At 64.7% G+C, this 25499-nt stretch carries 25 protein-coding genes and 1 pseudogene; 16 read left to right on the top strand and 10 right to left on the bottom strand.

The window, feature by feature from the left end:
* Positions 1–1097: 1097 nt before the first annotated feature.
* Complete coding sequence (locus tag AB0F41_RS13385; RefSeq protein WP_357423339.1) at positions 1098–3419, top strand: hypothetical protein; 2322 nt, start codon at positions 1098–1100, stop codon at positions 3417–3419.
* A gap of 275 nt (positions 3420–3694) precedes the next feature.
* On the opposite strand, the gene AB0F41_RS13380 is transcribed toward AB0F41_RS13385, so the two are convergent.
* The gene (locus AB0F41_RS13380) at positions 3695–4819 is read right to left on the bottom strand and encodes a DNA cytosine methyltransferase (RefSeq protein ID WP_357423338.1); all 1125 of its coding nucleotides are present in this window, start codon (positions 4817–4819) and stop codon (positions 3695–3697) included.
* A 572-nt stretch (positions 4820–5391) separates the two neighbouring features.
* Here AB0F41_RS13380 and AB0F41_RS13375 point away from each other — a divergent pair.
* Complete coding sequence (locus tag AB0F41_RS13375; RefSeq protein WP_357423336.1) at positions 5392–5790, top strand: DUF3883 domain-containing protein; 399 nt, start codon at positions 5392–5394, stop codon at positions 5788–5790.
* A gap of 61 nt (positions 5791–5851) precedes the next feature.
* On the opposite strand, the gene AB0F41_RS13370 is transcribed toward AB0F41_RS13375, so the two are convergent.
* Together AB0F41_RS13370 and AB0F41_RS13365 are read right to left on the bottom strand one after the other, a co-directional pair.
* A complete protein-coding gene (locus AB0F41_RS13370) occupies positions 5852–6067 on the bottom strand; it encodes a hypothetical protein (protein ID WP_357423334.1) in 216 nt (71 codons plus the stop codon).
* A complete protein-coding gene (locus AB0F41_RS13365; RefSeq protein WP_357423332.1) occupies positions 6067–6717 on the bottom strand; it encodes a hypothetical protein in 651 nt (216 codons plus the stop codon). Before AB0F41_RS13365 ends, AB0F41_RS13370 begins: the two co-directional genes overlap by 1 nt.
* Before the next feature lie 225 nt (positions 6718–6942).
* Between AB0F41_RS13365 and AB0F41_RS13360 the strand changes: the two genes are divergently transcribed.
* Positions 6943–7830 carry a helix-turn-helix transcriptional regulator gene (locus tag AB0F41_RS13360; RefSeq protein ID WP_357423330.1) on the top strand — a complete coding sequence of 296 codons (888 nt, stop codon included), beginning with the start codon at positions 6943–6945 and terminating at the stop codon, positions 7828–7830.
* The gene (locus tag AB0F41_RS13355) at positions 7827–8024 is read left to right on the top strand and encodes a DUF397 domain-containing protein (RefSeq protein ID WP_357423328.1); all 198 of its coding nucleotides are present in this window, start codon (positions 7827–7829) and stop codon (positions 8022–8024) included. Before AB0F41_RS13360 ends, AB0F41_RS13355 begins: the two co-directional genes overlap by 4 nt.
* Positions 8025–8185: 161 nt before the next feature.
* Here AB0F41_RS13355 and AB0F41_RS13350 read toward each other — a convergent pair whose 3' ends face one another.
* Both AB0F41_RS13350 and AB0F41_RS13345 read right to left on the bottom strand, forming a co-directional pair.
* Entirely contained in the window at positions 8186–8656 is a 471-nt protein-coding gene (locus AB0F41_RS13350; protein WP_357423326.1) for an RDD family protein, read from the bottom strand.
* Between the two features lie 191 nt (positions 8657–8847).
* The gene (locus AB0F41_RS13345; RefSeq protein WP_357423324.1) at positions 8848–9435 is read right to left on the bottom strand and encodes a TetR/AcrR family transcriptional regulator; all 588 of its coding nucleotides are present in this window, start codon (positions 9433–9435) and stop codon (positions 8848–8850) included.
* 74 nt (positions 9436–9509) lie between these two features.
* Here AB0F41_RS13345 and AB0F41_RS13340 point away from each other — a divergent pair, with 74 nt between their 5' ends.
* Together AB0F41_RS13340 and AB0F41_RS13335 are read left to right on the top strand one after the other, a co-directional pair.
* Positions 9510–10262 carry an SDR family oxidoreductase gene (locus tag AB0F41_RS13340; RefSeq protein ID WP_357423322.1) on the top strand — a complete coding sequence of 251 codons (753 nt, stop codon included), beginning with the start codon at positions 9510–9512 and terminating at the stop codon, positions 10260–10262.
* A pseudogene (locus AB0F41_RS13335) lies at positions 10262–11392 on the top strand (Cmx/CmrA family chloramphenicol efflux MFS transporter); the annotation flags it as partial. The gene AB0F41_RS13340 and the pseudogene AB0F41_RS13335, both read left to right, overlap by 1 nt.
* Before the next feature lie 33 nt (positions 11393–11425).
* On the opposite strand, the gene AB0F41_RS13330 reads toward AB0F41_RS13335, so the two are convergent.
* The gene (locus AB0F41_RS13330; protein WP_357423463.1) at positions 11426–12016 is read right to left on the bottom strand and encodes a DUF3159 domain-containing protein; all 591 of its coding nucleotides are present in this window, start codon (positions 12014–12016) and stop codon (positions 11426–11428) included.
* 280 nt (positions 12017–12296) lie between these two features.
* Here AB0F41_RS13330 and AB0F41_RS13325 point away from each other — a divergent pair, with 280 nt between their 5' ends.
* Entirely contained in the window at positions 12297–13271 is a 975-nt protein-coding gene (locus AB0F41_RS13325) for a hypothetical protein (protein WP_357423320.1), read from the top strand.
* Positions 13272–13290: 19 nt separating this feature from the next.
* Here the strand turns inward: AB0F41_RS13325 and AB0F41_RS13320 are convergent, their stop codons facing one another.
* Together AB0F41_RS13320 and AB0F41_RS13315 are read right to left on the bottom strand one after the other, a co-directional pair.
* Complete coding sequence (locus AB0F41_RS13320) at positions 13291–13572, bottom strand: SAM-dependent methyltransferase (protein WP_357423318.1); 282 nt, start codon at positions 13570–13572, stop codon at positions 13291–13293.
* 140 nt (positions 13573–13712) lie between these two features.
* Positions 13713–14474 carry a dienelactone hydrolase family protein gene (locus tag AB0F41_RS13315; RefSeq protein WP_357423316.1) on the bottom strand — a complete coding sequence of 254 codons (762 nt, stop codon included), beginning with the start codon at positions 14472–14474 and terminating at the stop codon, positions 13713–13715.
* Positions 14475–14627: 153 nt separating this feature from the next.
* On the opposite strand from AB0F41_RS13315, the gene AB0F41_RS13310 reads away from it, so the two are divergent.
* A complete protein-coding gene (locus AB0F41_RS13310) occupies positions 14628–15086 on the top strand; it encodes a hypothetical protein (protein ID WP_357423314.1) in 459 nt (152 codons plus the stop codon).
* A gap of 71 nt (positions 15087–15157) precedes the next feature.
* On the opposite strand, the gene AB0F41_RS13305 is transcribed toward AB0F41_RS13310, so the two are convergent.
* Entirely contained in the window at positions 15158–16438 is a 1281-nt protein-coding gene (locus AB0F41_RS13305; protein ID WP_357423311.1) for a cytochrome P450, read from the bottom strand.
* A 224-nt stretch (positions 16439–16662) separates the two neighbouring features.
* Between AB0F41_RS13305 and AB0F41_RS13300 the strand changes: the two genes are divergently transcribed.
* The gene (locus tag AB0F41_RS13300; RefSeq protein WP_357423309.1) at positions 16663–17649 is read left to right on the top strand and encodes an AraC family transcriptional regulator ligand-binding domain-containing protein; all 987 of its coding nucleotides are present in this window, start codon (positions 16663–16665) and stop codon (positions 17647–17649) included.
* Between the two features lie 297 nt (positions 17650–17946).
* Positions 17947–19134 carry a phosphotransferase gene (locus tag AB0F41_RS13295; protein ID WP_357423307.1) on the top strand — a complete coding sequence of 396 codons (1188 nt, stop codon included), beginning with the start codon at positions 17947–17949 and terminating at the stop codon, positions 19132–19134.
* A 207-nt stretch (positions 19135–19341) separates the two neighbouring features.
* Here the strand turns inward: AB0F41_RS13295 and AB0F41_RS13290 are convergent, their stop codons facing one another.
* Positions 19342–20340, bottom strand: coding sequence for an AraC family transcriptional regulator (locus AB0F41_RS13290; protein ID WP_357423305.1), 999 nt, complete (start codon positions 20338–20340; stop codon positions 19342–19344).
* A 144-nt stretch (positions 20341–20484) separates the two neighbouring features.
* On the opposite strand from AB0F41_RS13290, the gene AB0F41_RS13285 reads away from it, so the two are divergent.
* The 6 genes from AB0F41_RS13285 (at position 20485) to AB0F41_RS13260 (ending at position 25447) form a co-directional block, all read left to right on the top strand.
* Positions 20485–21537, top strand: coding sequence for a saccharopine dehydrogenase NADP-binding domain-containing protein (locus AB0F41_RS13285; RefSeq protein WP_357423303.1), 1053 nt, complete (start codon positions 20485–20487; stop codon positions 21535–21537).
* 232 nt (positions 21538–21769) lie between these two features.
* Positions 21770–22648, top strand: a complete 879-nt coding sequence (locus AB0F41_RS13280; protein WP_357423301.1) for an ATP-binding cassette domain-containing protein — start codon at positions 21770–21772, stop codon at positions 22646–22648.
* The gene (locus AB0F41_RS13275) at positions 22645–23874 is read left to right on the top strand and encodes an ABC transporter permease (RefSeq protein WP_357423299.1); all 1230 of its coding nucleotides are present in this window, start codon (positions 22645–22647) and stop codon (positions 23872–23874) included. The genes AB0F41_RS13280 and AB0F41_RS13275 overlap by 4 nt, the downstream gene beginning before the upstream one ends.
* Positions 23875–24048: 174 nt before the next feature.
* The gene (locus AB0F41_RS13270) at positions 24049–24411 is read left to right on the top strand and encodes a metalloregulator ArsR/SmtB family transcription factor (RefSeq protein ID WP_357423297.1); all 363 of its coding nucleotides are present in this window, start codon (positions 24049–24051) and stop codon (positions 24409–24411) included.
* Positions 24408–24884, top strand: coding sequence for an SRPBCC family protein (locus AB0F41_RS13265; protein ID WP_357423295.1), 477 nt, complete (start codon positions 24408–24410; stop codon positions 24882–24884). The genes AB0F41_RS13270 and AB0F41_RS13265 overlap by 4 nt, the downstream gene beginning before the upstream one ends.
* Positions 24884–25447: a TIGR03086 family metal-binding protein gene (locus AB0F41_RS13260; protein WP_357423294.1), complete on the top strand. Its 564-nt coding sequence runs from the start codon at positions 24884–24886 to the stop codon at positions 25445–25447. The genes AB0F41_RS13265 and AB0F41_RS13260 overlap by 1 nt, the downstream gene beginning before the upstream one ends.
* The last annotated feature ends 52 nt before the right edge of the window (positions 25448–25499 follow it).

Genomic DNA, 25499 nt, shown 5'->3' with positions numbered 1-25499 from the left:
TAAGTGCCTATATCAGGCTATATTGACCGCATGTATCGACTATATCTAGGTTCAGGCCAGCTCCGGGCCCAGCCGTGATCCCTCCCGAAAGACGGGTCATGCGGGTGGCGCTGCCGGTACCCCTCATCCGCGCAATGGACCGGGCCATCCTCCAGGGGCTAGGCGGTTATACAACCAGGGCCGAATTCATCGTCGATGCGATCGAGGAGCGGATCCTGGAGCTCACGGTTGAGGGCACCGAGGACTCTGGCGCACCTACCCACGCCCCAGACAAAGAGCAACTCCAGGACCCAGACACAAGAACCAGCGAGGACAGTTTCTCCCCTACCGCCCTGCAGTGGAAGCCGGCAGGTCTTACAGTCGCACTAAACGACTATGCACCGCCGGAAAACATGCCTTTGTTCGGATTACATAACCGTGACTATCCCTCACTTTGGGCACTGAGTAAGCTAGCAGAATGGACTCCCAGTCATACACTTCCCTTTGAAATTTACATGTCAAGAATCTGCGAAGAAGCGTGGTTGTATGGACAGGTATTAAAAGAAGTCGAGGCAAGAACCGGCAGCAAGTGCACTGCCCTATTTCCTACGAATACAGAAAAAAGGAAGCCCGCCGAAACGGCATTCAAGTCTTTTGCAGTTGGCGGATTACGCACCGTACGATCGATCCTCACAACCACCGGACCTCTATTCGAGTGGCGAGTTGCCAGCCTGGAGCCAGGCGACGATGGACGGCCGCAAATAGGAGTCACCACCCAGGGACATACACTGCTAGCTTCCCTAGTAGGGACGACAGTCCAAGAGCCTCATCCGGCTGCCTCAAGCCGGGCATTTATGCAGCACCTCTCACGCCACTCACCTGGTGACTGGTCGAGTCTGATCGACACTTTACGTGCAGTCGGGAAAGAGGGCGCAACCAGGTCTCAACTGCTTCACCAGTTGAGTAACACTTGGACCGGTTTCACAGATAATGAGACATCCACCAACGCGGCAGGTTACATCGCTCGCGCCCGTGAGTGGGGGCTCCTGGAGCCAAAGCAGACTGATTACCTCTACCATTTGACCCCATTGGGTCTCGAAACAGTAGCCGGAGCCTGAATGTCGAATTCCGAGCAGATTATCGACCTTGCGCTTCAAGCGCGGACGATAGATGAGGCACGCCACGTACAGAGCTTGATTCAAGAAGATGTAGGAAATCGATACCAACGGCCCATAGGCAACACCTGGAATAATCAGGGAATATTAACCGGCAGCGGTGCCAGCTATGACCACAAGGCACTCGAAGTCGTAACGAATATGCAAGACGCAGTCCTTGAACTACTTGCCATTCAGCGGTTCGGAAACCGCAACCAGGTCAGCTATGAGACACCGCACGAGGCAGCACACCACCTTCTGCATGGCAGAACCGTCAAGGAAAGGGCACAGCTCGCAAAGATCACTATCGAACGCGCACAGCCCGGAACAACCAAGAAACGCGTAACCCTGGTAATGCGAGATCAGGGTTGCGGCATCACCCCCTCTGACATACCAGAAAGTATATTTCGCGTAGGTTCGAAGCATAAAGATGGCTACGATTGGCAGCAAGGCACATTCGGACTCGGCGGTGCCACTACCTACAGAAACGCGCAAGCGATAGTACTGGTTACTCGCAGAGAACCCACTCTACTTGGACGATCCGAAATCGACAGCATCACCGTAGCAGTCGTCGAATGGGAACGACAGAGAACAACCACAAACGCCTTCTATCTCGTAACATCTCCGTGGGATGAAAATGATTATACGACTTGGCAGGTAGCAGTACCATTTTCGATCCCCGCGACCAAGTATCCAGAGTTTGCTCCAGGGACTCATTTGGCACTAATTGCTTACGACACAGAGGGGCTGGGCCGTCGTTCCGGAGACGAAAAATCCTTCGATACGGTCCTAAATACTCGACTGTTTAGGCCCGTAATCCCAGTAAGCTACGAGAATAGGATCACCCGCGCAGGTCGAGTCGAAACGCTCAGCGGGCTCGAACGGCGCATGAACGACAACCCCGGCGATCCCGGCACCGAAGGTCGAGATACTCTACCATTTCTCCATCATGGGAAGACGTTTCAACTTCCCATTAGGTTTCGACTCTTCGCAAAGCCTGGACAGAAGGGGGAAAGACAAAACTTCGTTGCACACGGGCACGCATTATTGGTCACCTCGAACGGTCAAGCCCACTCTCACTGGACCCCGCAGGAATTCAAACTCAACACAAAGCTAAACAAGCTGTACGACCGTATCCTGATTATAGTCGAGAGTGACGCGCTACCACTAGATGTCCGCACAGAACTGTTCACGGCGGACCGCGCACAACTTGTCCGAAGCGCACCAGCCGTTCGTCTGGAAAAGGAGATATCGGCCTTCCTGAACGAATGGGCTGCACTTGTCGATGCAAATCGAAGGTTGATCAGGGAAGCAATCACCGGAGACAATAACAGCCGCCCCACTCTCGCAATTGCCGAGAAGATTGCACGCGCTCTAAAAGTGAAGGGTTACGCGGCCGGCAGCATCCCTGCGGGTACCCACGGTGGAAAGCTTCGATCTCCAGACCCCATGGCAGATGAGGATCTATACGACAATCCCACCCACTTCGAGGGCCCGCTATTGGTACAAGCCGCGCACGGAAAAGTTAAGGGAATATACTTCAAACTCAATGCCAAAGACGGATTCCTCGGGACGCGGAGCAATTTGCTAATAACTTGTAACCATCCAGAGATTGGGGCCGATGAGGTGACAATCGGGAGTTTGAGTTCTGGCCGTGTACGCGTTTCATTGGCGGTTCCCGAAGGTGCAGAGCAAGGACGTTTTACCATAGACGCCGAGCTAACTGAGTGGACAAAGACCAATGGTGGCCTTGGACCAAAACTCAGATGGACTACTGACCTGGAAATCGTTGAGAAGATAACCCCAAAGGAGGCTGGACGTCCAGCCGGAGACGCCGCAGGCAAGCGTGGCGCGGGTGACGGCGGTCTAGTGGCGTTGATCTGGAAAAGCGACGCCGACGAGGACAGCTGGACTCCGAATACGGTAGGTTCCGTTGAGATGGTGCCAGCCAAGGAACTTGCCACTCGAGATGAGTATAAAGACCTTAAAACCATCGATGATGAAATCCCCACCGTGGTACTAAACCGGACCTATTCCCGGCTTAAGACTTACATCCAAGCACGAGCCGCCGAACTAACCGACGAAGGTAAGGAGCAATCTCGCGAACGCTATGCAGTCGGCGTCGGCGTCGGGCTCCTTGTGCTTCACCAGGAGGAGGACAAGGAACGAAAGGCGGGAAAATTGCCAGATGAGGCCGCTCTTGATGCGGGTCGACAGGCAACCGCCCGCGCCGTACTAAGCGTCTTGCCGGATTTTGACCGAATAGCCAAAGAGCTGGAGGACTAGGGGGTAGAAAACAGAGCAATTCTGGACTGGGCCCGCTCATAGGCTCAGTCCAGAATTGAGCAAGGTTAGTGTTTTTTCAAAGTTTCATCTTGCGGTAATTAGCCGCCGACTTTGGTCCAAATACAGCACTTCTAGAGGTGCTCGTGCAACATATAATTTTTCGCATCCGTTTAATTCCGCAACAGGTTCGATGCGGTGCAATTGGCAATCGGTTAACCTAGAGTCCCGTCAATTTAGTACGACAGCCAACAGGATTGAGGACAGTTGTAACGCTGCTAAGCATTGTTAGGCACAGTACTTTCATCGAGATCATCCTCGATGCGACGGGGGCTGATGCAGCCGTCCAAGACCTGTTGCCAGTTCCCCTGAACCGCCGCTTCAAGTAGTTCATCATTTGGCGGAGCGCCGAATACAGCATTGGAAAGTACGTGCGCGGCAAGCCTGGGAGGAATTGCGTTTCCGATCTGCTGAGAAATATCTTTGCCCGACCACGGATAGTTCCGGGGGAATGTTTGGAGCACGCTAGCATCCTCAACGCTGATATGATCGATATATTTGTCTTCCAGGTTGAGAATTCTGTTTCGCGTAACCTTTCCCGTCACTGTGTATGCGGGCTCATTGAAGCTTCGTCTACCGCGCTGGTCAGGCCGACCGCCTGTTCCATAATTCGAAACCACCACAAATCCCCCACGATGGCCAAGCGCATCGGCCATCGAGTTCCAATCGCTCTTACCATCCTGACTGCCGGAAGTACTCCCTCGTCCAAACTTCCGATGGGTCGATACCGGCCACGCCAACCTTCGCCCACGGACTGCAATCAAGATCGCCCGCCTACGGGTTTGTGGCACTCCGTATTCCTCTGCACGCATGATATTCGCGGCAGCGTCGTACCCCATCTCTCTGAGTACTTCAGCATATTGCTGCCATACTGGGAGCACGGCCGGCACCTGTTCCAAAACCACGACCTCGTAGGGCTTTTTTCGTTCGAACGCAGCAAGGATCCATCGAAGTGGTTCAAGGACTAGGCCGGTCCTTTCATCGGCGAGATCTGCCAATTCTATTGCTACGCTTCGATATCCATGCGTCGCCATCCGAATGACAAGTTTGCGAACCTCCTCAAGCCGCTCACGACCCGCACCTGAGCCCGCAACTGAGTAGGTCTGGCATGGAGGTCCTCCCGCTAGAATCACCGCCTCCGGGTAGTCCGCTGGCCCGCGTTCTCTTACATCTGCTTGGTCGGTATTGAGGCCAGCCGATCGGCGCGTCGAACAGGCATCTGGGTCGATCTCAATGCCTACGGCCCCAAGCCCCAACCATTTCGCAGCCACGTCCAAGCCTCCAGGACCTGCAAACAGATCGACCATTTCATGCCGGTCGGGAGCAACAAGAGGTGCAGACACCTTGAGATCGTAGCCGGCGCGATGCTGACCCTGGTACCCAGGGGCGCCGCTACACTCAGATTGCAAGCCACAGCGGGATGGTGGCGGCACCGGGAATCGGTGGACGATGCGGATGTTGCAGCGCCCGAAGAGATCCTGTGTAGCGTGGATCTATCAGCCTTGGTCGACATTCGATCTTTATGATCCACAGGGTCCGTAACTATTTGCCGCTGACCCGAGAACCCCTGCCAGCCGATCGTGTCAATCGTTTCCATTCCACTGGAGCTGGTCGTGACCGCGATCGTGACGACTACAACGAAGCCGGGGCTGGGTTTCGGGCGTTGTCCGAGTCGTTGACGTGGAGTCCCAGCAATTTCTCGCGGAGGATGCACCCAAAGCGCCTCTTAAAGCCGCGAAGGAGAAGTAGTCGGAGTCCGAGCCTGGATGATCCTCGGGACCCCTATTCTCTTACTCAAGCATAAGAAGCCACCAAGCAGTGGTAACCAGTCGACAGTTCGCTGTGGTCAGAAATTAGACTTGTCGGCGAACTCGCTCTAGGAGATTTACTGGAAACTGCTGCACCCGAACTATCCGTGGACCATGTAGCCGCCTTCCGTGATGGCCTCGGATATGACATTGCGGTTTCCGGCAGGTACGATACACACCTCGAGGTCAAATCGACCACCCGCCAAACAGACCTCACCGTCTACCTCAGCCGAAACGAGTACCACGCCCTGCGCCGTGACCCCGACTGGGAACTGGTGGCCGTACGGCTCAATTCGAACCGTGAGCCGACAGCGGTCGCCACAGTGCCGAACGACTGGATATCCGAGCAGGTACCCGCCGACCGAAGTCTCTACGGGCGTTGGGAGTCCTGCCGGTTGGACATTCCACCGCATATTCCGGTCCCGGGAGTCTCGTCCCTCCACATCGCGTCGAGCGCCGACACCGCAAGCCGGCTACTGAGTGGCGCGAGCGAATGGGGCGGTTGAAACTGCACATGACTGGATCCCCGAGACAGCCCCTACGTAATGAAACACCGGGCGGGGCCAGTCAGTGGTCCAGGTAGAGCTGTTCACACGGGAGGCGTAGGAGGTCGGCCGGAATCTCGGAGAGGATTGCAGCGGTGTGGGTGCCGTGGCGCGCGGTCCACTCTTCTAGAAACAGGCGCGCGGCGCTGGGGTGAGCGCGATACTCGAATCGGAGGCCGTGCAGAAATACGGTGAGACAGACATCGACGCGATCCTGATGGTCTTGGGTACCGGTCATCAGTGCATCTGGCCGAGCCCGGTAAGCAACCGATTGAGGACCGCGAGGGATGCTCTCGTGCCCGTTATACCCAGTTCAGCCGGTGGAAACGGCAGACCACGGGCGGCGGCTCGTTCGCGGGGACCACAGGTTGCGGGGATGATCTTCCCTGCCCCCACCAAACGAGTGAAAGCGGCCGCCTTGCGGGGGCAATCCAACGGGTTGCACGCCCGGTGTGCCTGCATGATTCGGTGCGCGTCGTTGATTCGCAGGCGGGTGGAGGGCTCGCTGTGCCAAACCTCCGGCAGCCAGTGGGGAACCTGTGACGTACCACTGCTGCCTGGGCCAGCTTTCATCCAAAGCTGTTCCGGGCACACCGTGATGAGGTCGCAGCTGTCGCAGATGCGGCCTGGGTGGTTTTCGAGATGAGAGAGGTCGGGGACGATCAAGGTCGCCGTGTCGGTGGCGCGGATGATGTCGAGGACATGACCGATCGGGTCCGGAACGGAGTCGGTGCCGAGTCGCACGATATAGATCAGCGTGTGGCCCTGGCGCCGAGCCAGCAGGCGGATGGCTTCAGTGTGGTGAACGTGGTCCGGCGAGAGATCTGTTCGGAGATAGCCGATCGCACGGGGTCGGTCGGGATGGGTATTGCCTATCGGCTGAGTCATATTCGCGGCGCCTCGGTCCGGTCGACGGTGCATGGGATTCATTCGGGCACTGGATGTTCGGTTCCTGCGTTGCCGGGCAGGCTCTATGACACACTTCGAACAGCCCGATGTCCCACCGAATCGGAGCCACCGAACATGGTTCTCCATGTAGCCAGGAAGAGAACCGTGCGAGGTAGGAGGCTTTCGCCGAATCGGTGAATGCTGCATCCCCGAAACGGAGGAGTAATGCCTGAAGACCCCGGCGGTTCCGGATCGACGCTGCCACGGCGCCAACTCGGAAGGCACCTGTTGGAGTGGCGGACTCGCGCCGGTTACACGCAGGCCAAGGCCGCCCAGCTGTTGGAGATGGGGGCAACCAGCCTCGGCCGACTGGAGAAGGGAGAGAACTCACGAATCAAGACCCGGGATATCCAGGCCGCCTGCGATCTGTACGGAGTACCGGACGATCTGACGTCAGCCCTGGTGGGACTGGCGAAACAGGCGAACGTGAAAAACTGGTGGCACCAGTACGGGGACCTGATCCCGAAGGATTTCGATGTCTACGTAGGTCTGGAAGCGGCCGCCGCGAAAATTCTTTCGTATCAACCGGATCTGGTGCCCGGCCTGCTTCAGACCGCTGATTACGATCGAGCGTTGGCGCAGGAACAGCGTCCGGATGACGATTCCGAGCAACAGGACGGCCGTGTCCAGCTCAAGATGCAGCGCCAGCGGATCATCACCCGCCGTACTCAGCCGGTCACACTGGACGTCGTGGTCGGAGAGGCGGCTCTCCGGAGGACAGCGGGGAGTCCCGGTGTCATGGCTACGCAACTTCGGCATCTTGCCGATATGTCCACCCGGGACAACGTCGAACTGGCCATTCTCCCCTTCACTGCCGGGTTCCCCGGCGGGTTGTCCATGCCCCCGTTTGTGGTCCTCCTGTTCGGCGAATCGGCTCCCGGCGAGCCCGTGGAGCCGCCCGTGGTGTTTCTGGAGGGGGTCGTCGGCAATATGTACATCGAGGATCGAGACGATGTAGCGAAGTTTCTCCGGACGTACGATCTCATCAGAGGTAGGGCGATTGCCGGTCCGGATAGTCGACAAGCGCTCAGAGAGTTAGCAAGGGAGCGGTGAAGGTGCGCACTGACCTATCGAATGCGAGCTGGTTCAAGAGCAGCTACAGCCAGCACGGCGGCGAGTGCGTGGAGGTTGCGCACACGGCCGACGCGGTCGGTGTTCGTGATTCGAAAGATCCCACTGGTTCCGCACTCGTTTTTGCACCGAGCGAGTGGCAGGCGTTCCTCCGGGCAGTCTCGACCGAAAGCTGATCCGCCGACCAGGATGATTATCGCCAGCGGATCAGTCCGGGCTGCGGGGGATAATTTCGGGCTGGACGGCAACGTGAGCTTCAAATGCAGGCTTCGGACAACGCGGCGGCGCTACCCATCGTCTCGGGCAGCGCCGCCACTTGGTTGGGTCGTCGACAGGGTCAGGTGTCGATAACCTGCGTCCCCCCCGCCGCATTGTCATGCCACCCCTGCTTCGTCGGACTCCCGTTGATCGTCACCGCGATCGCGATCGCCGCGATGAACCACAGCAACCCACCCACCCACGGGATCAGGTTCAGCAGCATGTAGACATTACGCACCGCGGAGTCCTTGAAACTCGGCTTCGGTGCCCCGCCCGACCCGTTCACGTGCAACCCGAGCAGCTTCTTACCGGGCGTCGACCCCGAGGACACCTCGAAGAGCACGAAGTACAACCACCCGAAGCCGGCGCCGGGCAGCACCGACACCCAGTCGGGGGCGTCCCAGACCACGCCGAGGAGCCAGAAGAAGATGGCGCCGATGATGCCGGCGATGATCCAGTCGACGAACCTGGCGCCCGCGCGTTTGCCGAGGCCTCCGGGTTTTATGCTGGCCGTCTGGCTGTAGGCGGGGTCGAATCCACCTGTGGTCATCACGCCTCCTAGCGAACGCTGTGCGGCTTGTTTGCCGAGCAGGTGCTGATCACGGCATCTCGATCTTCGAGCATGGCACGCGGGTGGGGCGCGCGGAGGGACCGAAACCGATTCGTGTCCGTCCTGAGCTGCATGTTAAATGTGGATCGGCTGGGAGAATTCCAGCCGGGTTCGCACGCGACTCTCGCGAATCAGATGGTTTGCCACATGCTGACGGCGACGGCTGCCAGCCCGTCGAGTTGTTCGCGGGATACCCCGTCGCGGGCCTGCTGGGCGATCCCACCGAGAACCGCCATCACGTAGCGGGCGAGGGATTCGGGGGCGGGGGCGGAATCGGGTGGATCGTCGGCGCGGATCTTGGCGGCGACGAGGGCGGTTTTCTGCTCGCGGATGTCGTGGAGGGCCTCGCATACGCGGGGGTCGTCGGTGCCGGCGTCGCCGCTCACGATCAGGCAGCCGGTGGGGAGGCCGTGCCTGGTGTAGCGCTCGGGGGCCTCGGTGAACAGCCGGGTGACGGCGCGCCGGGCGTCGGGTTCCTCGGTGAGGGCGGCTTCGATGAAACCGCCGTAGGCGCGGTCGTAGACGGAGACGGCCTCGGCGAACAGGCGCTGTTTATCGCCGAAGGCGTTGTAGAGGCTGGGTGCGGCGATGCCGAGCGCTTCGGTGAGGTCGCGGACCGAGGTGGCCTCGTAGCCGCGGGTCCAGAACAGGCGGATGGCGCTGTCCAGCGCGGCATCGCGGTCGAAGGAACGTGGTCGGCCCCGGGTCGTCGCTGCCATGAACCCATTTTATAGCGGTCGCTCAAGAATGTGTTACCTTCATTTTTGTAACGGTCGATAAAGAAAGAGGAGTCATGTCAGCTCTTGCAGGCAGGACAGCAGTGGTGACGGGCGCTGGGCGCGGGATCGGGGCCGCGATCGCGCTCCGGCTCGCCGCCGACGGTGCCCGGGTCGGGGTGCACTACGGGCGTAGCGCCGAGGCGGCGGACGCGGTCGTCGCGCGGATTCGTGACGCGGGTGGGGCGGCATTCACGTTCGGTGCGCCACTGGGTGACGCCGGGGATACCGATGCGTTCTGGGAGGCCTTCGACACCCACGCCGACGGGCTGGACATCCTGGTCAACAATGCGGGCATCCTGGGTGAGCCGGTCCCGTTCGCCGAACTCACCCGCGCCGCCTACGACGAGGTATTCGCCGTCAACACCACCGCACCGGTGTTCCTGGTGCAGCGGGGGCTGCGGCGGCTGCGCGACGGGGGCCGGATCGTCAACATTTCCACCAAGTTCACCCACGGCATACGCGTGCCCGAATTGCTGGCGTACACGATGTCGAAGGCGGCGATCGACGCCTTCACCGCTTCTCTGGCCAAGGAACTCGCGCCGCGCGGGATCACGGTCAACGCGGTGGGTCCGGGCGTGGTCGATACGGATATGAACGCCGTGCGCCTCGCGACCGCCGAGGGCCGGGAGCTGATGGCGGGGCAGTCGGCGTTCGACCGGGTGGGCCGGCCGGAGGATATCGCCGATATCGTGGCCTTCCTCGCCTCCGGTGACGCCCGCTGGGTGACGGGGCAGTGGATCGACGCGACGGGCGGGGCGCTGCTCTGATGCCCGCGGCAGTCTGGATCATCGGCTTCGCCATCTTCGCCCAGGGCACCAGCGAGCTCGTGCTCGCGGGGATCCTGCCCGAGCTCGCCGCCGACCTCTCGATCACCATTCCGCAGGCCGGTCTGCTCATCTCGGGTTTCGCGCTCGGCATGCTGGTCGGCGCCCCGGTGCTGGCGGCGGCGACCCTGCGCGCGCCGCGGCGTCGCACGATGCTCGCGTTCCTCGGTGTATTCGTGGTGGCGCATGCGGTCGGGGCCCTCACCGACGACTACGCGGTCCTGTTCGCCACCCGTTTCATCGCGGCGTTCGTGTACGCGGGATTCTGGGCGGTCGGTGGGGCGACCGCGATCTCACTGGTCGCGCCCGAGCGGCGCGGGCGGGCGATGAGCATCGTGGCCGGTGGGCTCACCGTCGCCACGATTCTCGGGCTGCCCGCCGGCACCTGGATCGGGCAGCACCTCGGCTGGCGGGGCACCTTCTGGGCCATCGTCGCGCTGACCACGCTCGCCGGGCTGGTCGTCGCGGCGGGGGTGCCCGATCGATCTCCTGAGAATCCGCCGCGGGTCCGCACGGAGTTGCGCGGAATGGCCAACCGCAGGCTCTGGCTTTCCTACTCGTTGACCGCGGTCTCGACCGCGGCATTGCTGGGAACGTTCTCCTACCTCGCCGCCATGCTCACCGAAACCACCGGGCTGGCGCCGCGATGGGTGCCGCTGGTGCTGCTGACCTACGGCGCCGGAGCACTACTGGGGATCGGTTTCGGTGGTTCTCTCGCCGACCGGTACCCGCTGGGGGTGCTCGGCCTCGGGTTCACCGGACTGCTGGCGACCTCCGCGCTGATCGCGGCGACGGCCACTCATTTGATCCCGCTGGTCGCGGGGGTGTTTCTATTGGGTCTGATGGGTTTCGGCACGAATCCGGCGCTCAACTCGCGTGTCGTCGGGATCGCCCCGACGGCACCGACGCTGGCGGTCGCCGGCAACACCTCGGCGTTCAATGTGGGTATCAGCGTCGGGCCGTGGCTCGCGGGGATGGCGCTGACCGCCGGTCTCGGCTATCCGGCGGTGCCGTGGATAGGCGCGGGCCTGGCAGCGGTCGCCCTCGTGCTCGTGGGCATCGAGGTCGCCGCTGCCAGGCCCGGGGGTGATCGGGTGGACCGGCGGTCACCCGTGGGCGGGCGACTGCTGCGCCGCCAGGCTCTTCTTGGAGCGGCGGACCGCCCACAGCATCACCAGGACGGCCAGCGCCATCAGCGGGTAGCCCATGGCGATCCGGGCGAACGCCAGCCAGCCGGTGTGGTCACCGTCGTAGAGCCACTGCTGCACCACGAACCGGGCGGTGAACACGGCCACGAGTACCAGGGTGGCGATATCGTAGGCGCGCAGCGAGACCCGGTCCCGGCGCCATGCCTGGCCGGCGCCGTTGAGCGCGTTCCAGACCAGTCCGACCAGCGGTCGCCGCAGCACCACCGTGAGTAGCACCAGCACGGCGCAGATCAGGCTCTGCCAGATGTTCAGCAGGAAGAAGTCCTTGGCCGAGCCGGTCCAGTAGGCGACGCCCGCGGCGACCGCCACACCGAACAGGCCGGATACGGCCGGCTGGACCGGTTCCTTGCGGATCAGGCGGAATACCGCGAGCGCGGCGGCGAAGGCCACGGCGCTCCAGATCCCCGCCGACAGTCCGCCGAGGGCGTTGGCCAGCACGAAAACCACCACGGGCAGACCGGAGTAGATCACGCCGGACGGTCCGCCCATCTGGTCGAGCAGGGTCGGTTTCGGTTGTTCGGCGGCGGCCGCCGGAGCTTCGGTATCCGCGTTGTCGGGGTCGGTTCGGCTGACGTCGGTCATCATCGTGCGTCCTCCCAGGGCGTGATGGGTTGGTCCCACCGCGCACTTCCTGTCGTTCGCTGTCCTGATCCAGGAGACACTGTGCCGTTACGGCACAGTCAAGGGGACCGGCTGAGCCACAATTCATTTCGCGGCGAGACAGGCGAATACGGCTGCTCTGACCTGCGCACTATGGGAAAATTGTGCGGTGAGCGACAATTCGGGCGGGTTCGGGGCCAGGGTGATCGGCATCGTGCTCCTGCTGGTTGTCGCGCTGCCCATCGCGTTCTGGACCGGTAAGGAATGGCTGCTCCTCTTCGCGCTCGTCCCGGTGCTGGGCTGGGGCGAGATCTCCCGGGACGCCGCCTGGCTCGCGCTCGTCATACCCCGCCGCGGGGTTGTCGTCCTGTTCGGCTGGGCCTTCATCCTGCTGGGAGTACTCGCCGCCGCCGCGTCGGCCGTCCTCGTCCTGCGGGAGTCGGCACAGGTGTGGACGTGGGCGATCGTCAGCGGGGCGCTCGGCGGGGTGATCACCTATCTGGCGGTGGTGCGGGTCGTCGACGGGGCCTGGTTCGAACAGCACCTCTACGACTACGCCGGCGTCGCGGCCCGGAACCGCGCGGGCCGATCTCCGACGGGCCGGCCGCACAGCAGACAGGCGTTCGGCGCGCTCGCCGGCCGGGCCCGGGCACGGGAACTGATGGACCTGCGACCACCACCGTTCCGGCCGCCGGGCTTCGCGGTCGTCTATCGCGATATCCGCAACGATATCGCCGAACTCCAGATCCGGGTCGCGGAGGAACTGGTGGCGGCCGACGAACTCGACGAGGCGCTGCGGCACTGCGCCGAGGCATCGGCGCTACGCCGGAGCATCACCGGCGAATCGAGGCGCGCCGACTACCTCATCGCCTTCGCCCAGGCCCTCGACTACGAAGCGGAGACCCTCACCCTGGCAGGCCGGATAGCGGACGCGGTCGCGGTGGGGGCGGAAGAAATCGTCGGCGGTCGCCGCCTCAACGCCGCGTTCGCGCACCGCGGCGATCTGCCGGTGGAGGTGAGGAACCAGACCGCCGGATACCTCGCCGAAGCCCTCATGCGGCAGTCGGATCTGCTGGAACAACTCGGCCGGTCGGTGGAAGCGCGGCAACTCCTCGCGGAGGCACGGGACCTGGACCCCACCTGACGGCATGGCAGCGCACGGTTCAGTCGTCGACCACTGGTTTCCGCGGCCTCCCCGCGAGGTTGTGGTTACTTCTTGCGGCCGACGGCGGCGTAACCGGCGGCGGGCGGGCGGGGCGCGCCGGTCGGCAGTTCGGCAATGCCGGCCGTCGACGCCGGCCTACCTTCGGGTACCAATCCTCGATGGCGACGATTCCGGGCTCCAGCAGCTCGGTATCGCGGAAGAATCGCGAAACTCCCTCGTGACCGCGCGCTTCCATCTCGATACCGCTCCGCCGGTAGGCCTGCACGGTGCCCTCGACCATGGCCGGATCGGACAGGATGCGTTCTGGATCGGTGAGCTATCCGGGAATGCTGTCCGCCACAACGAGTCAACCACTCCCCCGCGCTCACCGGGTTCGCCATACTCCCGCTGCCGAACCGGCACGATCCGAACGGCGGCGGTCTACGCCCGCAGATTCCGGTCGAACAGGGCCAGTAGTTCGCGGTAGTGCCGATCCGCCGAATCGGCGTCGTAGGCCGTGGTATCCGCCTGGGTGTAACCGTGTTGCGCGCCTTCGTAGACCTCGGTGCGGTACCGGACACCGGCCGCCTCGAGGGCCTCGTCGAATTGGGCGAACTGTTCCGGAGCCTTACGCACGTCCTCCTCGGCGTGGGCGAAATACAGTTCCGCCGTGAGGTTTTCGACGAGCAGGTGCGGGCTGTCCGGGCCGTCGGTGACGAGCGGTCCACCGTGGAATCCGGCCACCGCCCCCACCCGGCCGGGGAAGCCCGCGGCGATCAGCACGGCGAGCCGGGCACCCATGCAGTAGCCCGTGACGCCGACCTTCCCGTCGGCGACCTGCGGCGCCGCGGCCAGCCACTCCAGGTAGGCGGCGGCATCGGACCGCAGCAGGTCCGGGGTCAGCGCGCGGATCATCGGGAAGACCTGCTGGAAGATCTCCGGTCGCGCCACCGGGTCGATGAGTTCCGGCAGTTCGAGCACGGGCGCTCGCCCGTGCCGGTAGAAGGCGTTCGGCAGCAGCACGGTGTAGCCGTGGGCGGCGATCCGGTCGGCCATCGCGCGCAGGCTGGGCCGCAGTCCGAAACCGTCCTGGACCAGCAGCACCCCCGGATGAGCGGCGCCGTCGGCGGGACGGGTGAGGTACGCGTCGGCGACGCCGTCGGGGGTCGGGATGTCGACCGAGATACCGTGGACTTCCGTCATCGAGAACCCTCCTGTGGTGCCGAGCGTTCTCGAACATACTTCCCATCGTGATTCACCCGGAATTCCGGGGGTACAGCGCCTGAAACGCGTAGTTTCTGCGTATAGCCGTTCCTGTGTAAAGACGAGGCAGCCGTCGCCGGACAAGGAGCATTCATGGCCATTCTGCATTTCACCGAAACCACGACCGCGACCCCCGAACAGTTCGTCGCCGCACTCACCGACTTCGGTCCCGGCCGCGCCGAGCTGTTCGGGAACAGCACCGACGAATACCTCGAGGTGCACGAACGCGGCGCCACCGAGGCGGACGTCACGGAAGGGTCACGCGGTATCTGGGAACGCCTGCACTACGACTGGTCCGACCCCGGCCGGGTCGTCATGACGACCACCGATTCCAACCTGTGGGGCGGCCACTCGGGGCACACCTACACCTTCGCGGCCCGTCCCGACGGCAAAACCGATATCGACGTCGTCGTGGTACGCGAGGGCAAGAACCTCAAGGGCAAGGCGCTCGGCGCGGTGGTCGGGTCCGTCGGCCAGGGGATGCTGAAGAACGCGTTCCGGAAAACGGTCGATGCCGTCGAGGCCCGCAACCGGGGCACGAACCGGACCTGAGGCGGACCAGCGGGCGCGGCGACGCGGCCGCGCTCAGCACCATCGAAGCCGAATCCCGAGGCCCCGAACATTCACAGATTCAACCTGGCGGCCGGGGTGAAGCGGACGGGGAGCTCCGCCAGGGCCCGGTGGAAAGGACCCGGTCGCCAGGTCGGGCTGCCGTCGGGTAGCGCGGGTTCCATTTCCGGGAGTGCGTCGAGAAGCTGGTCGATGGCGTTCTGGGCGATCAGGTAGGAGACGGATCGGGCGGGACAGGCGTGCCGGCCGATGCCCCAGGCCAGATGGGAACGGTTGCCCACATGATCGTCGGAGCGGATGGCGGGGTCGTTGTTGCAGGCGGCCATGCTGATGAGGACCGGTTCGTCGGCGGGCAGCCAGACCTCGTCGACGAGGATCGGGTGGCGCGGGTAGGTGATGAGGAAGTTCGCCAGCGGCGGATCGTCGAACAGGACCTCGTCGAGAGCGTCGAGCGTGGACAGGCTGCCGCCCAGAACCCCGCTGCCGACGCGATCGTCGGTGAGGATGAACAGCAGGGTGTTGGCGATCAGGTTCTGCTGGAATTCGATACCGGCGCCGTAGTGGCCGGCGACCTGGTGCACCATCTCCTCCTGGTTCAGCGCGGCCGGGTGCTCCAGCAGCTGGGAGGTGATGTCGTTACCGGGTTCGGCGCGTTTGAGGTCGACCAGTTCCAGCATCGCCTCGCTGATCATCCGGTTGCCGTTCTCGGCGTCGACGGCTTCGACGAGGGCCGCCATACCGTCGGCGACCCGCCGGCCGATTTCCGCGGGACAACCCAGCAGGGCGTTGACGGTCGCGAAGGTGAGCGGGAAGACGTACTGGGAGATGAGGTCGGCGCTTCCGGATTCGCAGAACTCGTTGATCAGGGGGACGGCGGCCTGTTCCACCGTGGCGTGCAGCGTATGCAGATCGACCTTGCCGATGCTGGTGGTGATGGCCTCCCGGTAGCGGTGGAAATCCGCGCCGGTATTGCGGCTCGCGGTGGGACGCCACTCCATGATCGGCAGGACCGGGCAGTCGGCGGGAACGTTCCGCTGCCACGCGCGCGGGTCGGCGGGGAAACGGTCGGGGTCGTTGAGGATGCGTAACGCGGTGCTGTATCCGATGACCAGGGTCGCGGGGACGCCGGGGGCGAGGTCCACCGGCACCAGCGAGCTTCCGCGCCGGCGCATCTCGTGGTAGGCGCGATGCGGGTCGGCGGCGAATTCGGGTGCGTACAGCGGAACCCGTTCCTCGCGGTAATCCGGTGGCGACCGGTGGGGTTGCGACGGATCCGGGAAGTGCGCGAGTTTGCGCTGCGCCAATCGTTCGTCCTCACCGCTCGTTCTCCACATTCGGGCACCGGAGGCACCGGAACGGACATGGTGCCATCGGCGGGGCACCACCGACAGTGCCGCTCGCGCCCGCGACGCGGCAGATCGCGCCAACCCGGTCGCCGGGGCGCGGAGACGGGATCGCCGCGCAGCCGGACCCCGCGGGGCGGGCTATCGTCGTCGGACGGACAGCGGCCTGCGAGCGGGCCGGTGCGGTGCAGGTTCTGATTAGGTGTGTTGCGCAGGTGGATACGGTTGAGAATGTCGCGTTTTCGAATTTCGTCCTCGGCAACTCGGGCCTGAACGAGTCGGCGCGGCGGCAACTCGCGCGGGCCGCGGAACTGCCGGACTGGGTACTGGACGCCGGTGACACGATGGTTCCCAGCACCTACCAGCTGAACCTGTGGGAGCTGGTGGAACACGAGCTGGCCGAACCGCATGTGGCGCTGCGGATCGGGAAGACCAACACGCTGGGAAACTTCGGGCTACACGACTACCTGTTCAGCACGGCACCGACCCTCGCCGAGGGGCTGGCCCGGTCGGAGCAGCACGCGGACCTGATCACCACCAATATCGGGTTCGCGGTGTCGGGAGATTCCGAGGAGGAAGCCAACGCGGATGTCCGGCTGCGCAACGGGCACGGCCGGGGCCGGGAACTGGCCACTCAGTTCGCGCTGGCGGCGGTGGTGACGCGGGCGCGCAACGCCACCGGCCGGGATGTGCATCCGGTGCGTATCCGGTTCCGGCAGGCCGCGCCGCGGCGCTACCAGCCGTTCGTCGAGATGTTCGGCACCCGGCAGGTCGAATTCGGGGCGCCCACCGATCAGATCACCTTCCGGACGGCCGATCTCGAACTCCCACTCGCCACCGCCGATCCGGCACTCGCCCCGATACTCGTCCGGTGCGCGGCCGCGCTGCCGCCACCGCCGCGGCTGGAGGTCACCTGGGCGGGTCAGGTGCACCAGGCGCTGAAGGCGCTGCTCGGGGACGGGCGGGTCACGATCGACCGGGTCGCGCGGTACCTGGCCACCAGCAGTCGCAGTCTGCAAAGGCGACTCGCCGACGAAGGCACCACCTGGACACGGGAACTCGACCGGGCCCGCAGCGCGATGGTCGAACAGCGTTTCCAGGACACTCCCGACGTCACGCAGGCGGCGCTGGCCAGGCGAATCGGGTACGCCGATGCGGGCGCGTTGCGCCGGGCGCGGCAACGGTGGACCGGGCGGAAGTAGACGGCCCGGGTCTACCGGCCGACGAGTGCGCCGCTCGGCATCCGTCCGGTGCGCCGAAATCCGCTGCCGTGGCGCGCGACCGGAAAGCCGATCGCGCCGACGAGGGTGCCGACCGCGCCGAATTCCGATCGGCATCACGTCGATCGTCGGCGGATAAAGGCACGTCAACGCGGCGATACAGCGGCAGGCGACCTTCCGGCGCGACACCGGCGGACACTGCGGAATCCGTACCGGCGCGCCCATACTTTCGATCCGCCGGGCAGTTGTGCGGCAGAACGAGCCGAGGAAGGCGATCGGATGGATGAGACGAATACCCAGGGCTCCGGGGACAGTGTGCTGCCGGGAGTACTGAAACTCGGCGGCCATGTGCTGGCGGAGAAGGTACTTCGCGGCCGCGACGGCGGGATCCCGATGAAGAGGAACGAAGTCGACGCACAGTGGCTCGACCGGGTACTCACCGCCGGACATCCCGGCGCGGCGGTGGAATCGTTCGAGCTCGCCGACGTCGACAGCGGGACCACCAGCCGCTGGAAGGCGACCGTCCACTACAACGAGGCCGGCCGGCGGGCGCGATTGCCGGAACATCTCTTCGCCAAGACCACCCTCACCTTCACCCAGCGTTTGACGCAGTACCTGGCGCACGCACTGCCCGGCGAACCCGGTTTCTTCCAGCATCTGCGGCCGGGACTCGATATCGAGGCACCGCACGGGTATTTCGGCGCCGCCGATCTGCGAACCGGCCGGTCGCTCACGCTCCTCGAGGATGTGAGCGTCACCCGCGGGGCGCGTTTCTGCACACCGCTGGAGCGGGTCACCCGGGAACAGATGGAGGATCTGCTGGGGAATATGGCGCGCTGGCACGGCCACTATTGGGAATCGCCGGAACTGCCGACGACGGACTGGCTGAAAACGCCGAGCGCGCACTTCCGCAATTTCGACCGGCTCCTCGGGATGCGGAAACGGGCCGAGGTCGGGTTGAAACGGGCTCCCGAAATCGTCCCCGACACGCTGCCGCCCGTACAGGGCGAACTGTACGAGGCCTGCGGCCGGGCGCTGCAGATCGCCGAACAGGCTCCACAGACCCTGCTGCACGGTGATCCGCATATCGGCAACGCCTACGTCTGCGTCGACGGCGGTATGGGATTCACCGACTGGCAACTGGTGATGCGCGGCAGCTGGGCATTCGATGTGGCCTATACGATCACCTCCGGTTTGGAAGTGGACGATCGCCGGGCCTGGGAACAGGACCTGATCGCCCTCTACATCGACACCCTGCGCGCGGCGGGCGGGCCCGCGTTGTCGTTCGACTCCGCCTGGCTGGCCTACCGGCAGCAATCGCTCTACCCGTACTTCGCGTGGATGATCACCATCGGCCGGAGCTCACTGATGCCGGAGTTCCAGCCCGCCGATATCTGCCGCGCGATCGTGCACCGCACCGCCACCGCGATCATGGACCTGGACGCACTCCAGGCGGTCGGCGACTGAACCGGGCGCGGGAGACCGGCGCCGTATCCGCGGCACCGGGCATTTCCGGGTGACCCCGGCCCCGGCCGCTCCCCGGCCGGACACATAGCGCGGCCCACACGACGGCGGCCGGTAGTGTCCGGTCCGAGTGAACCTTTCCGAAGGACCGGCCGACGACATGGTCCGCGAAAAGCTGGTGTGACGTTCCTGGGTGCCGGGTGTTCGGGTCTAACTTTCGGATTCGACGGCGGGTGTGACTGCGCGAGCGGCGGAGCCGGTCGATCGTCCTCCAGCATTCCGATCTGGTGGTGGAACCGGCAGGTTCTCCTTTCGGTATCGACCTGGTGGCCGGCCGAATTCGTTTTTGAACGCGTGGGCGAACGCGAATTCGGAGGCATAGCCGGCGTCTCGGGCGATGACGGTCAGCGGGGTGTCGGTGTCCCGCAGTTGCCGGGCCGCGAGGGTCATGCGCCACCAGGTGAGGTAGGCGATGGGTGGCCGGCCGATCAGGTCGGTGAATCGGCGGGCGAAGCCGGCCCGCGAAACCCCGGCGCGCACAGCGAGTTCAGCGACGGTCCAGCCGTGACCGGGCGAGCCGTGGATCGCCGAGAGCGCCGCGGCGACGGCTGGATCGTGCAGCGCGGCCGACCACCCGGTGCCGGCGTGGCGGTCGAGCCAGCTGCGCAGGATGTGTAGCAGTAGCGCATCCAGCAGCGAACGCAGCATGGCATCGTGTCCGGGCTCCTCGGCGGTCAGTTCGCCGTCGAGGAGATCGATGATCGCCCCGACCGGGGTATGGCGAGTTTCCGGGGCGGGCAGATGGATGACCTCGGGCAGATCAGCGAGCATCGGATGTGACCGGCTTCGATCGAGCAGGTAGGCACCACACAGCAACACGGTCTCCGCGCGCGGTACGGATGCGGTGTCCGGCCGGGACGGTCGCGGGTTCACCCGGCGCAGCGAGGCAGCGGCAGGACGTAGTGGCGTGGCCGGATCGTCGGCCAGGCCATGGGTGCATCCTCCCGGGAGCAGGACAATATCCCCCGGCCGCAGCGCGATCGGTTCGGCGGCGGGGGGCAGCAACCAGCAGGTGCCCGACAGGACCACATGGAATCCCGCGGCATCGAAGGCCGGAAACTGCCAGCCGAACGGCGCATGATGGCCGACCCGGCCCGAATGAGGCTCGCCGATCCGCATCGCTGCCACCACGTCAGAAAGAGGATCCACACCATCAAAACTATCAATTCAAGGTTCGATCGAGACAAATTCGTATAAATCTCGGATTATGACGCATTGAACGTCGCGCAGCGTTGGCTTTAAGTTCGAATTGCTGCTGATCATGCAGTGGAAACATGAGCCACAGGAGTTGACATGCTCATCACCGTCTACGGCGCCAACGGCTATCAGGGCAAGCTCACCCTTGCCGAGTTGTCCCGCTGTGATGTGGAGGTCCGGCTCGTCGGTCGAGATCACACACGGCTGGAAACCGCGGCCGTCGAGGTCGGAATTCCCGGCGCCGATCGCCGGGTGGCCGGTCTCGACGACCGCACCGCTCTGGTTGCCGCTCTGGCGGGTAGCGATGTCGTCATCAACTGTGCGGGACCGTTCACCACCTCCGGCGCGGTGATGGTCGATGCGGCGATCGCCGCCGGCGCCCACTATGTCGACACCGCGGGCGAGCAACTGTATGTGAAGGGCATTTTCGATTCCTTCGGCGGCGACGCCGAGCGTGCGGGTGTCACGGTAGTGCCGGCGGTCAACGACGGCTGCCTGCCGGGAGACTTGCTCGCGCACCTGATCGCCGAGCGGACGGGGCCGCTGGCGGAGATCACTGTCAGCCACTTCATCACCGGTGCTGCCGGACTCTCACGCGGATCGCTGCGCTCGGCGTCGGCGACGATGGACGCGATGCGGTCAGGCGGGCTGATCTATGACAATGGTGCCTGGCGCAGCGGGATCCCGTCCCGGCACGAGACGATCGCATTGCCCGACGGCGAGTCCGTCGCGATGGCGGCGCTGCCGACGTGCGAGGTGGTCACCATCCCCCGGCACGTACGGGTCGACCATGTCGAAAGCCTGCTGGAGGCAACCTTGAAGGCCGGCCTCGAAACCCCCATCACGCCGGAACTGATCGAGGGGCTTCCCGCGGGCCCGACCGCGCACGACCGCGCCAGGCAGCAGTTCACCTACCTGCTCGACGCCGTGGACCACCAGGGTCAGCAGACACGGGGAGTCATCCGAGGCCGAGACACCTACGGAACCACTGCCGTCGCCGCGGTCGAAGCAGCCCGGCGATTGGCAGCAGGCAATACTGCTGCCGGAGTGCTCACCCCGGCGCAGGCATTCGATCCCGCGGACTTCCTCGAAACCCTGTCCGACCACGACCTCAGCTGGACCATCGAGGCATCCTCATCAGTGAAGTGACACAGCTGTCACGTCTGCAGCGGCATTCGAGCTGTCGCCGGCGGTCCGGGCGTTTCGCCGGCTGCCGCCGCGTCACCGCCGACCCGAACGTGTGTCGCCCAACCGGCAACCGATCGATGAGAACGTAGAACGCGCTGCCCGCAACCATCCCCGCAAGCCATCCCCGGACACCGCAACCTATACCTGGACAGAACAGGTTAGAGTCGGCCCGGTCCGCGAATGGGGAGGTTCGATGCTGGAAGTGGCACACCTGGTGCGGCGATTCGGCGATAAGACGGCCGTCGACGATGTGTCGTTCGGCGTGGAGCCGGGCGCGCTCACCGGATTCGTCGGCGGCAACGGCGCGGGTAAGACGACGACCATGCGGATGATCATGGGTGTGCTGGCCGTCCACGGCGGCGAGGTGCGCTGGGACGGCCGCCCGGTGACGGCCGCCGATCGGCGCTCGTTCGGGTACATGCCGGAGGAGCGGGGGTTGTATCCGAAGCAGCCGGTGCGTGATCAGCTGGTGTATCTGGCCCGGTTGCGCGGGCTTTCGGCGGCAGCGGGCAGGCGGCGGACCGCGGAGTTACTGGAGCGGTTCGGACTCGGAGACCGGGGCAAGGACAAACTCGAGTCGCTGTCGCTGGGCAACCAGCAGCGGGTGCAGATCGCGGCGGCGGTGGTGGCGCAACCGTCGGCGCTGGTGCTGGACGAGCCGTTCTCCGGGCTGGATCCGGTCGCGGTCGATTCGATGGCGGAACTGCTGGCCGAATACGCCGCGCGGGGTGTGCCGGTGCTGTTCTCCTCGCATCAGCTGGATCTGGTGGAGCGGCTGTGTGATCGGCTGGTGATCCTCGCGAACGGCCGGGTCGTCGCGCAGGGGTCGGCGGCGCAGTTGCGGACCGGCGGCGCGCTGCGGTACCGGCTGCGGACCGGCGCCGACACCGGCTGGCTGAACGAGTTCGACGGGGTGGGTGTGGTCGAAAGCAACGGGTCGGGGGTGCTGCTCGAGCTGACCGGCGCGACCACCGACCAGGTACTCACCGCGGCGCTGGCGCGCGGGTCGGTACAGGAATTCGCCGAAGTGCGGCCGTCGGTCGCGGAGATCTTCCGGGAGGTCACGGCATGACCGCGCCGATAACACGCCGCGCCGAAGCGGACAACCACGAGGCAGCCGCGGATAGCGCGCCACGCGGCGTATGGCGGATCGTCACCGAACGTGAGGTCGTGGTGAAGCTGCGCGACCGCAACTTCCTCATCTCGACGGTCATCACGATCGTGGCGATCGTCGCGTCGCTGGCCGTCAGCGGATTCATGAGCGGACGTACCGAGACCATCGATATCGCGGTCGCGGGCACGGACGCGAACCAGGTGGTCCAGACAGCCGGCGATCTCGCCGAACTCGCCGACAGCAACGTCGCCTTCACCTCCCACCCGGCCGCCGACCCCGCCGCCGTCGAACAGCAGGTGCGCGACGGTGCGGCCGAAGCGGGCCTGGTGGCCGGACCCGACGGGTGGCGGCTCATCGGCAAGGAATCAGTGAACGACGAGGTCAACACCTATGTGACGACCGCCGCGCAGCAACTCGCCCTGCAACGCAATGCCGAAGCCGCGGGCACCTCGCTCGAAGAGCTCGGCCGCGGCGGCCAGGTGACCTACGACGTGCTCGACGAGTCCGCGATCGACCCCGGATTCGCCCGGGTACTGACGTTCGTCTTCGCGTTCCTGTTCTATATCGCCTCGCTCCTGTTCGGAATGTCCATCGCGCAGAGCGTGGTCGAGGAGAAGCAGAACCGTATCGTCGAGATCCTGGCCAGCGCGATCCCGTTGCGGCAGTTGCTGATCGGCAAGATCGTCGGCAACACTCTGATGGCGTTCGGCCAGTTGGTGCTGTTCGCGGGCGCGGGCCTGGCCGGGTTGGCGATGATGGGAAGCGCCGATCGGGTCACGCAGATCGCCGGTGCCGCGGGCTGGTTCATCGTCTTCTTCATCGTCGGGTTCCTCGCGCTGGCCAGCCTGTGGGCGGTCGCCGGCTCCCTCGCGACGCGCAACGAGGACCTGCAGTCGACCTCGACGCCGCTCAGCATGCTGATCATGATCGTGCTGTTCCTCGGCATCTTCGCCTCCGGTACGGCGCAGACCGTCCTGTCCTACGTCCCGATCGTCTCCATCGTGACCATGCCCGCCCGCCTCGCCGAAGGCACCGCCGCGTGGTGGGAGCCGATCGCCTCCCTCGCGGTCATGGCGGCGGCCGCCTACGGAATCGTGGTCGTCGCGGAGCGGATCTATCGCCGCTCCCTGCTACAGACGCAAGGTCGTCTGACCTACCGGCAGGCGCTCAACGTCGAGGATTGATCCTCCGGTCCCGGCCCTCCCCCACGCCCCGGCACCACCGCCCCTGACCCCTCGCCGCTCCCACACACGCATTCGCATGATTCGGGACCGGTCGGCGTCTTATTCAACCAAAGTGTTGAACACACAGGTGCAACGCGTTAGGGTGTTATTCAACTCAAGAGTTGAGGAAGCATAGTGGACGAAGACACCGAACAGCTCAACCGCGTGTTCGCGGCCTTGGCGGACCCGACCCGGCGCAACCTCGTGGCCCGGCTCGCCGACGCGGACGCCACCGTGGGCGAGCTGGCGGAACCGTACGACATCAGTCTCCAGGCGATCTCCAAGCACGTGAAAGTCCTGGAGGACGCCGGACTCGTGACCCGGAGCAGAGATGCCCAGCGCCGGCCGGTCCATCTCGACGCGGAGGTATTCAACCTGATGACGAAGTGGATCGAACGCTACCGCCACCGAGCCGAAGAACGCTATCAGCGCCTCGACGCCCTGCTGGGCCGAATAACCGACGACGACCAGACCAGCCGAAGGAAGGACGCCTCATGACCACCACCGAGATCATCGCGGACGAGAAGGTCCCCACCATCGAGATCATCCGGGAGTTCGACGCCACCCCCGAACAGGTGTTCCGCACCCACGCCGATCCCGAGCTCTACGCGCAATGGGTCGGGCCGCGCAGCGTGACCACCCGGATCACCGCCTGGGACGCCCGCACCGGCGGCGCGTGGGCCTTCGCCAACGACCGCGACGGCGCCGAAATCGCCACCTTCTTCGGCAGCTTCCACGAGGTCCGGCCCAACGAGCGGATCGTCTGGACCTTCACCTACGAGGGCGAACCCGACGGCGTGGCACTGGAAACACTGACCTTCGAACCGCTCGCGGGCGGACGCACCCGGCTGCGGGTGCTGAGCGTGGTCGAGAGTTTCGAGATCCGCGACGGCATGCTGGCCAGCGGCATGAACGTCGGGGTGGAAGAGGGCTACGCCAAACTCGACGAACTGCTCGCGAAGGAGGCGTGATGCCGTCAGGTCCGGCCGAACGGCACGAACGCGATGCGGCCGGGTTCACCGCACTCGTCGAATCCGCCGCCCCCGGCGACTGGTCGCGTCCCAGCCCGGTCGCGGAGTGGACGGCGGTGGATATCGTGGCGCATCTGGTCGAGTGGTCCCGGGGCCTGCTCAGTGGCGCCGATATCGAACTCCCGGCCCTCGATGTCGCCGCGGACCCGGTAGCCGCGTGGAAGCGGCACGTCGCCGATATCCAGGCGATACTCGACGATCCCGCAGGCCGGGTCCTGCACAACCCGCATTTCGGGGAACGCCCCGTCGCCGAGGCCATCGACGAGTTCTACACCCCGGATATCTGGATGCACACCTGGGACCTGGCCAAAGCCCTCGGCCGCGAACCCGACCTCGGACAGGACCGGTGTGCCGCCGCGCTGGCGGGCATGGAGCCGGTGGAACCGATGCTGCGCGACAGCGGCCAGTTCGGCACCGCCGTCCCCGTCGCACCGGACGCTCCCCCACAGGACCGATTGATGGCGTTCATCGGCCGCGACCCGGCGTGGTCCTCGAAGCGATGAAGGGCAGGCGGCCGGCTCCGGCCGGCCGCCGAAGCCGAACTCGGGACCGCGG

It is taken from the genome of Nocardia sp. NPDC024068 (genome assembly GCF_040638875.1).
Lineage (GTDB): Bacteria > Actinomycetota > Actinomycetes > Mycobacteriales > Mycobacteriaceae > Nocardia.
Note: the sequence above shows the minus strand (reverse complement) of the source record. Positions and strands in the feature narration are given on the sequence as shown.

Bases quoted from the DNA above. Each gene is read 5' to 3' on its own strand.
- AB0F41_RS13365 (WP_357423332.1), bottom strand. From the start codon at position 6,717: ATGACTCAGCCGATAGGCAATACCCATCCCGACCGACCCCGTGCGATC.
- AB0F41_RS13320 (WP_357423318.1), bottom strand. From the start codon at position 13,572: ATGGTCGAGGGCACCGTGCAGGCCTACCGGCGGAGCGGTATCGAGATG.
- AB0F41_RS13385 (WP_357423339.1), top strand. From the start codon at position 1,098: ATGTCGAATTCCGAGCAGATTATCGACCTTGCGCTTCAAGCGCGGACG.
- AB0F41_RS13305 (WP_357423311.1), bottom strand. From the start codon at position 16,438: ATGTGGAGAACGAGCGGTGAGGACGAACGATTGGCGCAGCGCAAACTC.
- AB0F41_RS13315 (WP_357423316.1), bottom strand. From the start codon at position 14,474: ATGACGGAAGTCCACGGTATCTCGGTCGACATCCCGACCCCCGACGGC.
- AB0F41_RS13330 (WP_357423463.1), bottom strand. From the start codon at position 12,016: ATGGGCGGACCGTCCGGCGTGATCTACTCCGGTCTGCCCGTGGTGGTT.
- AB0F41_RS13340 (WP_357423322.1), top strand. From the start codon at position 9,510: ATGTCAGCTCTTGCAGGCAGGACAGCAGTGGTGACGGGCGCTGGGCGC.
- AB0F41_RS13275 (WP_357423299.1), top strand. From the start codon at position 22,645: ATGACCGCGCCGATAACACGCCGCGCCGAAGCGGACAACCACGAGGCA.
- AB0F41_RS13310 (WP_357423314.1), top strand. From the start codon at position 14,628: ATGGCCATTCTGCATTTCACCGAAACCACGACCGCGACCCCCGAACAG.
- AB0F41_RS13260 (WP_357423294.1), top strand. From the start codon at position 24,884: ATGCCGTCAGGTCCGGCCGAACGGCACGAACGCGATGCGGCCGGGTTC.
- AB0F41_RS13370 (WP_357423334.1), bottom strand. From the start codon at position 6,067: ATGACCGGTACCCAAGACCATCAGGATCGCGTCGATGTCTGTCTCACC.
- AB0F41_RS13360 (WP_357423330.1), top strand. From the start codon at position 6,943: ATGCCTGAAGACCCCGGCGGTTCCGGATCGACGCTGCCACGGCGCCAA.
- AB0F41_RS13295 (WP_357423307.1), top strand. From the start codon at position 17,947: ATGGATGAGACGAATACCCAGGGCTCCGGGGACAGTGTGCTGCCGGGA.
- AB0F41_RS13350 (WP_357423326.1), bottom strand. From the start codon at position 8,656: ATGACCACAGGTGGATTCGACCCCGCCTACAGCCAGACGGCCAGCATA.
- AB0F41_RS13280 (WP_357423301.1), top strand. From the start codon at position 21,770: ATGCTGGAAGTGGCACACCTGGTGCGGCGATTCGGCGATAAGACGGCC.
- AB0F41_RS13265 (WP_357423295.1), top strand. From the start codon at position 24,408: ATGACCACCACCGAGATCATCGCGGACGAGAAGGTCCCCACCATCGAG.
- AB0F41_RS13285 (WP_357423303.1), top strand. From the start codon at position 20,485: ATGCTCATCACCGTCTACGGCGCCAACGGCTATCAGGGCAAGCTCACC.
- AB0F41_RS13345 (WP_357423324.1), bottom strand. From the start codon at position 9,435: ATGGCAGCGACGACCCGGGGCCGACCACGTTCCTTCGACCGCGATGCC.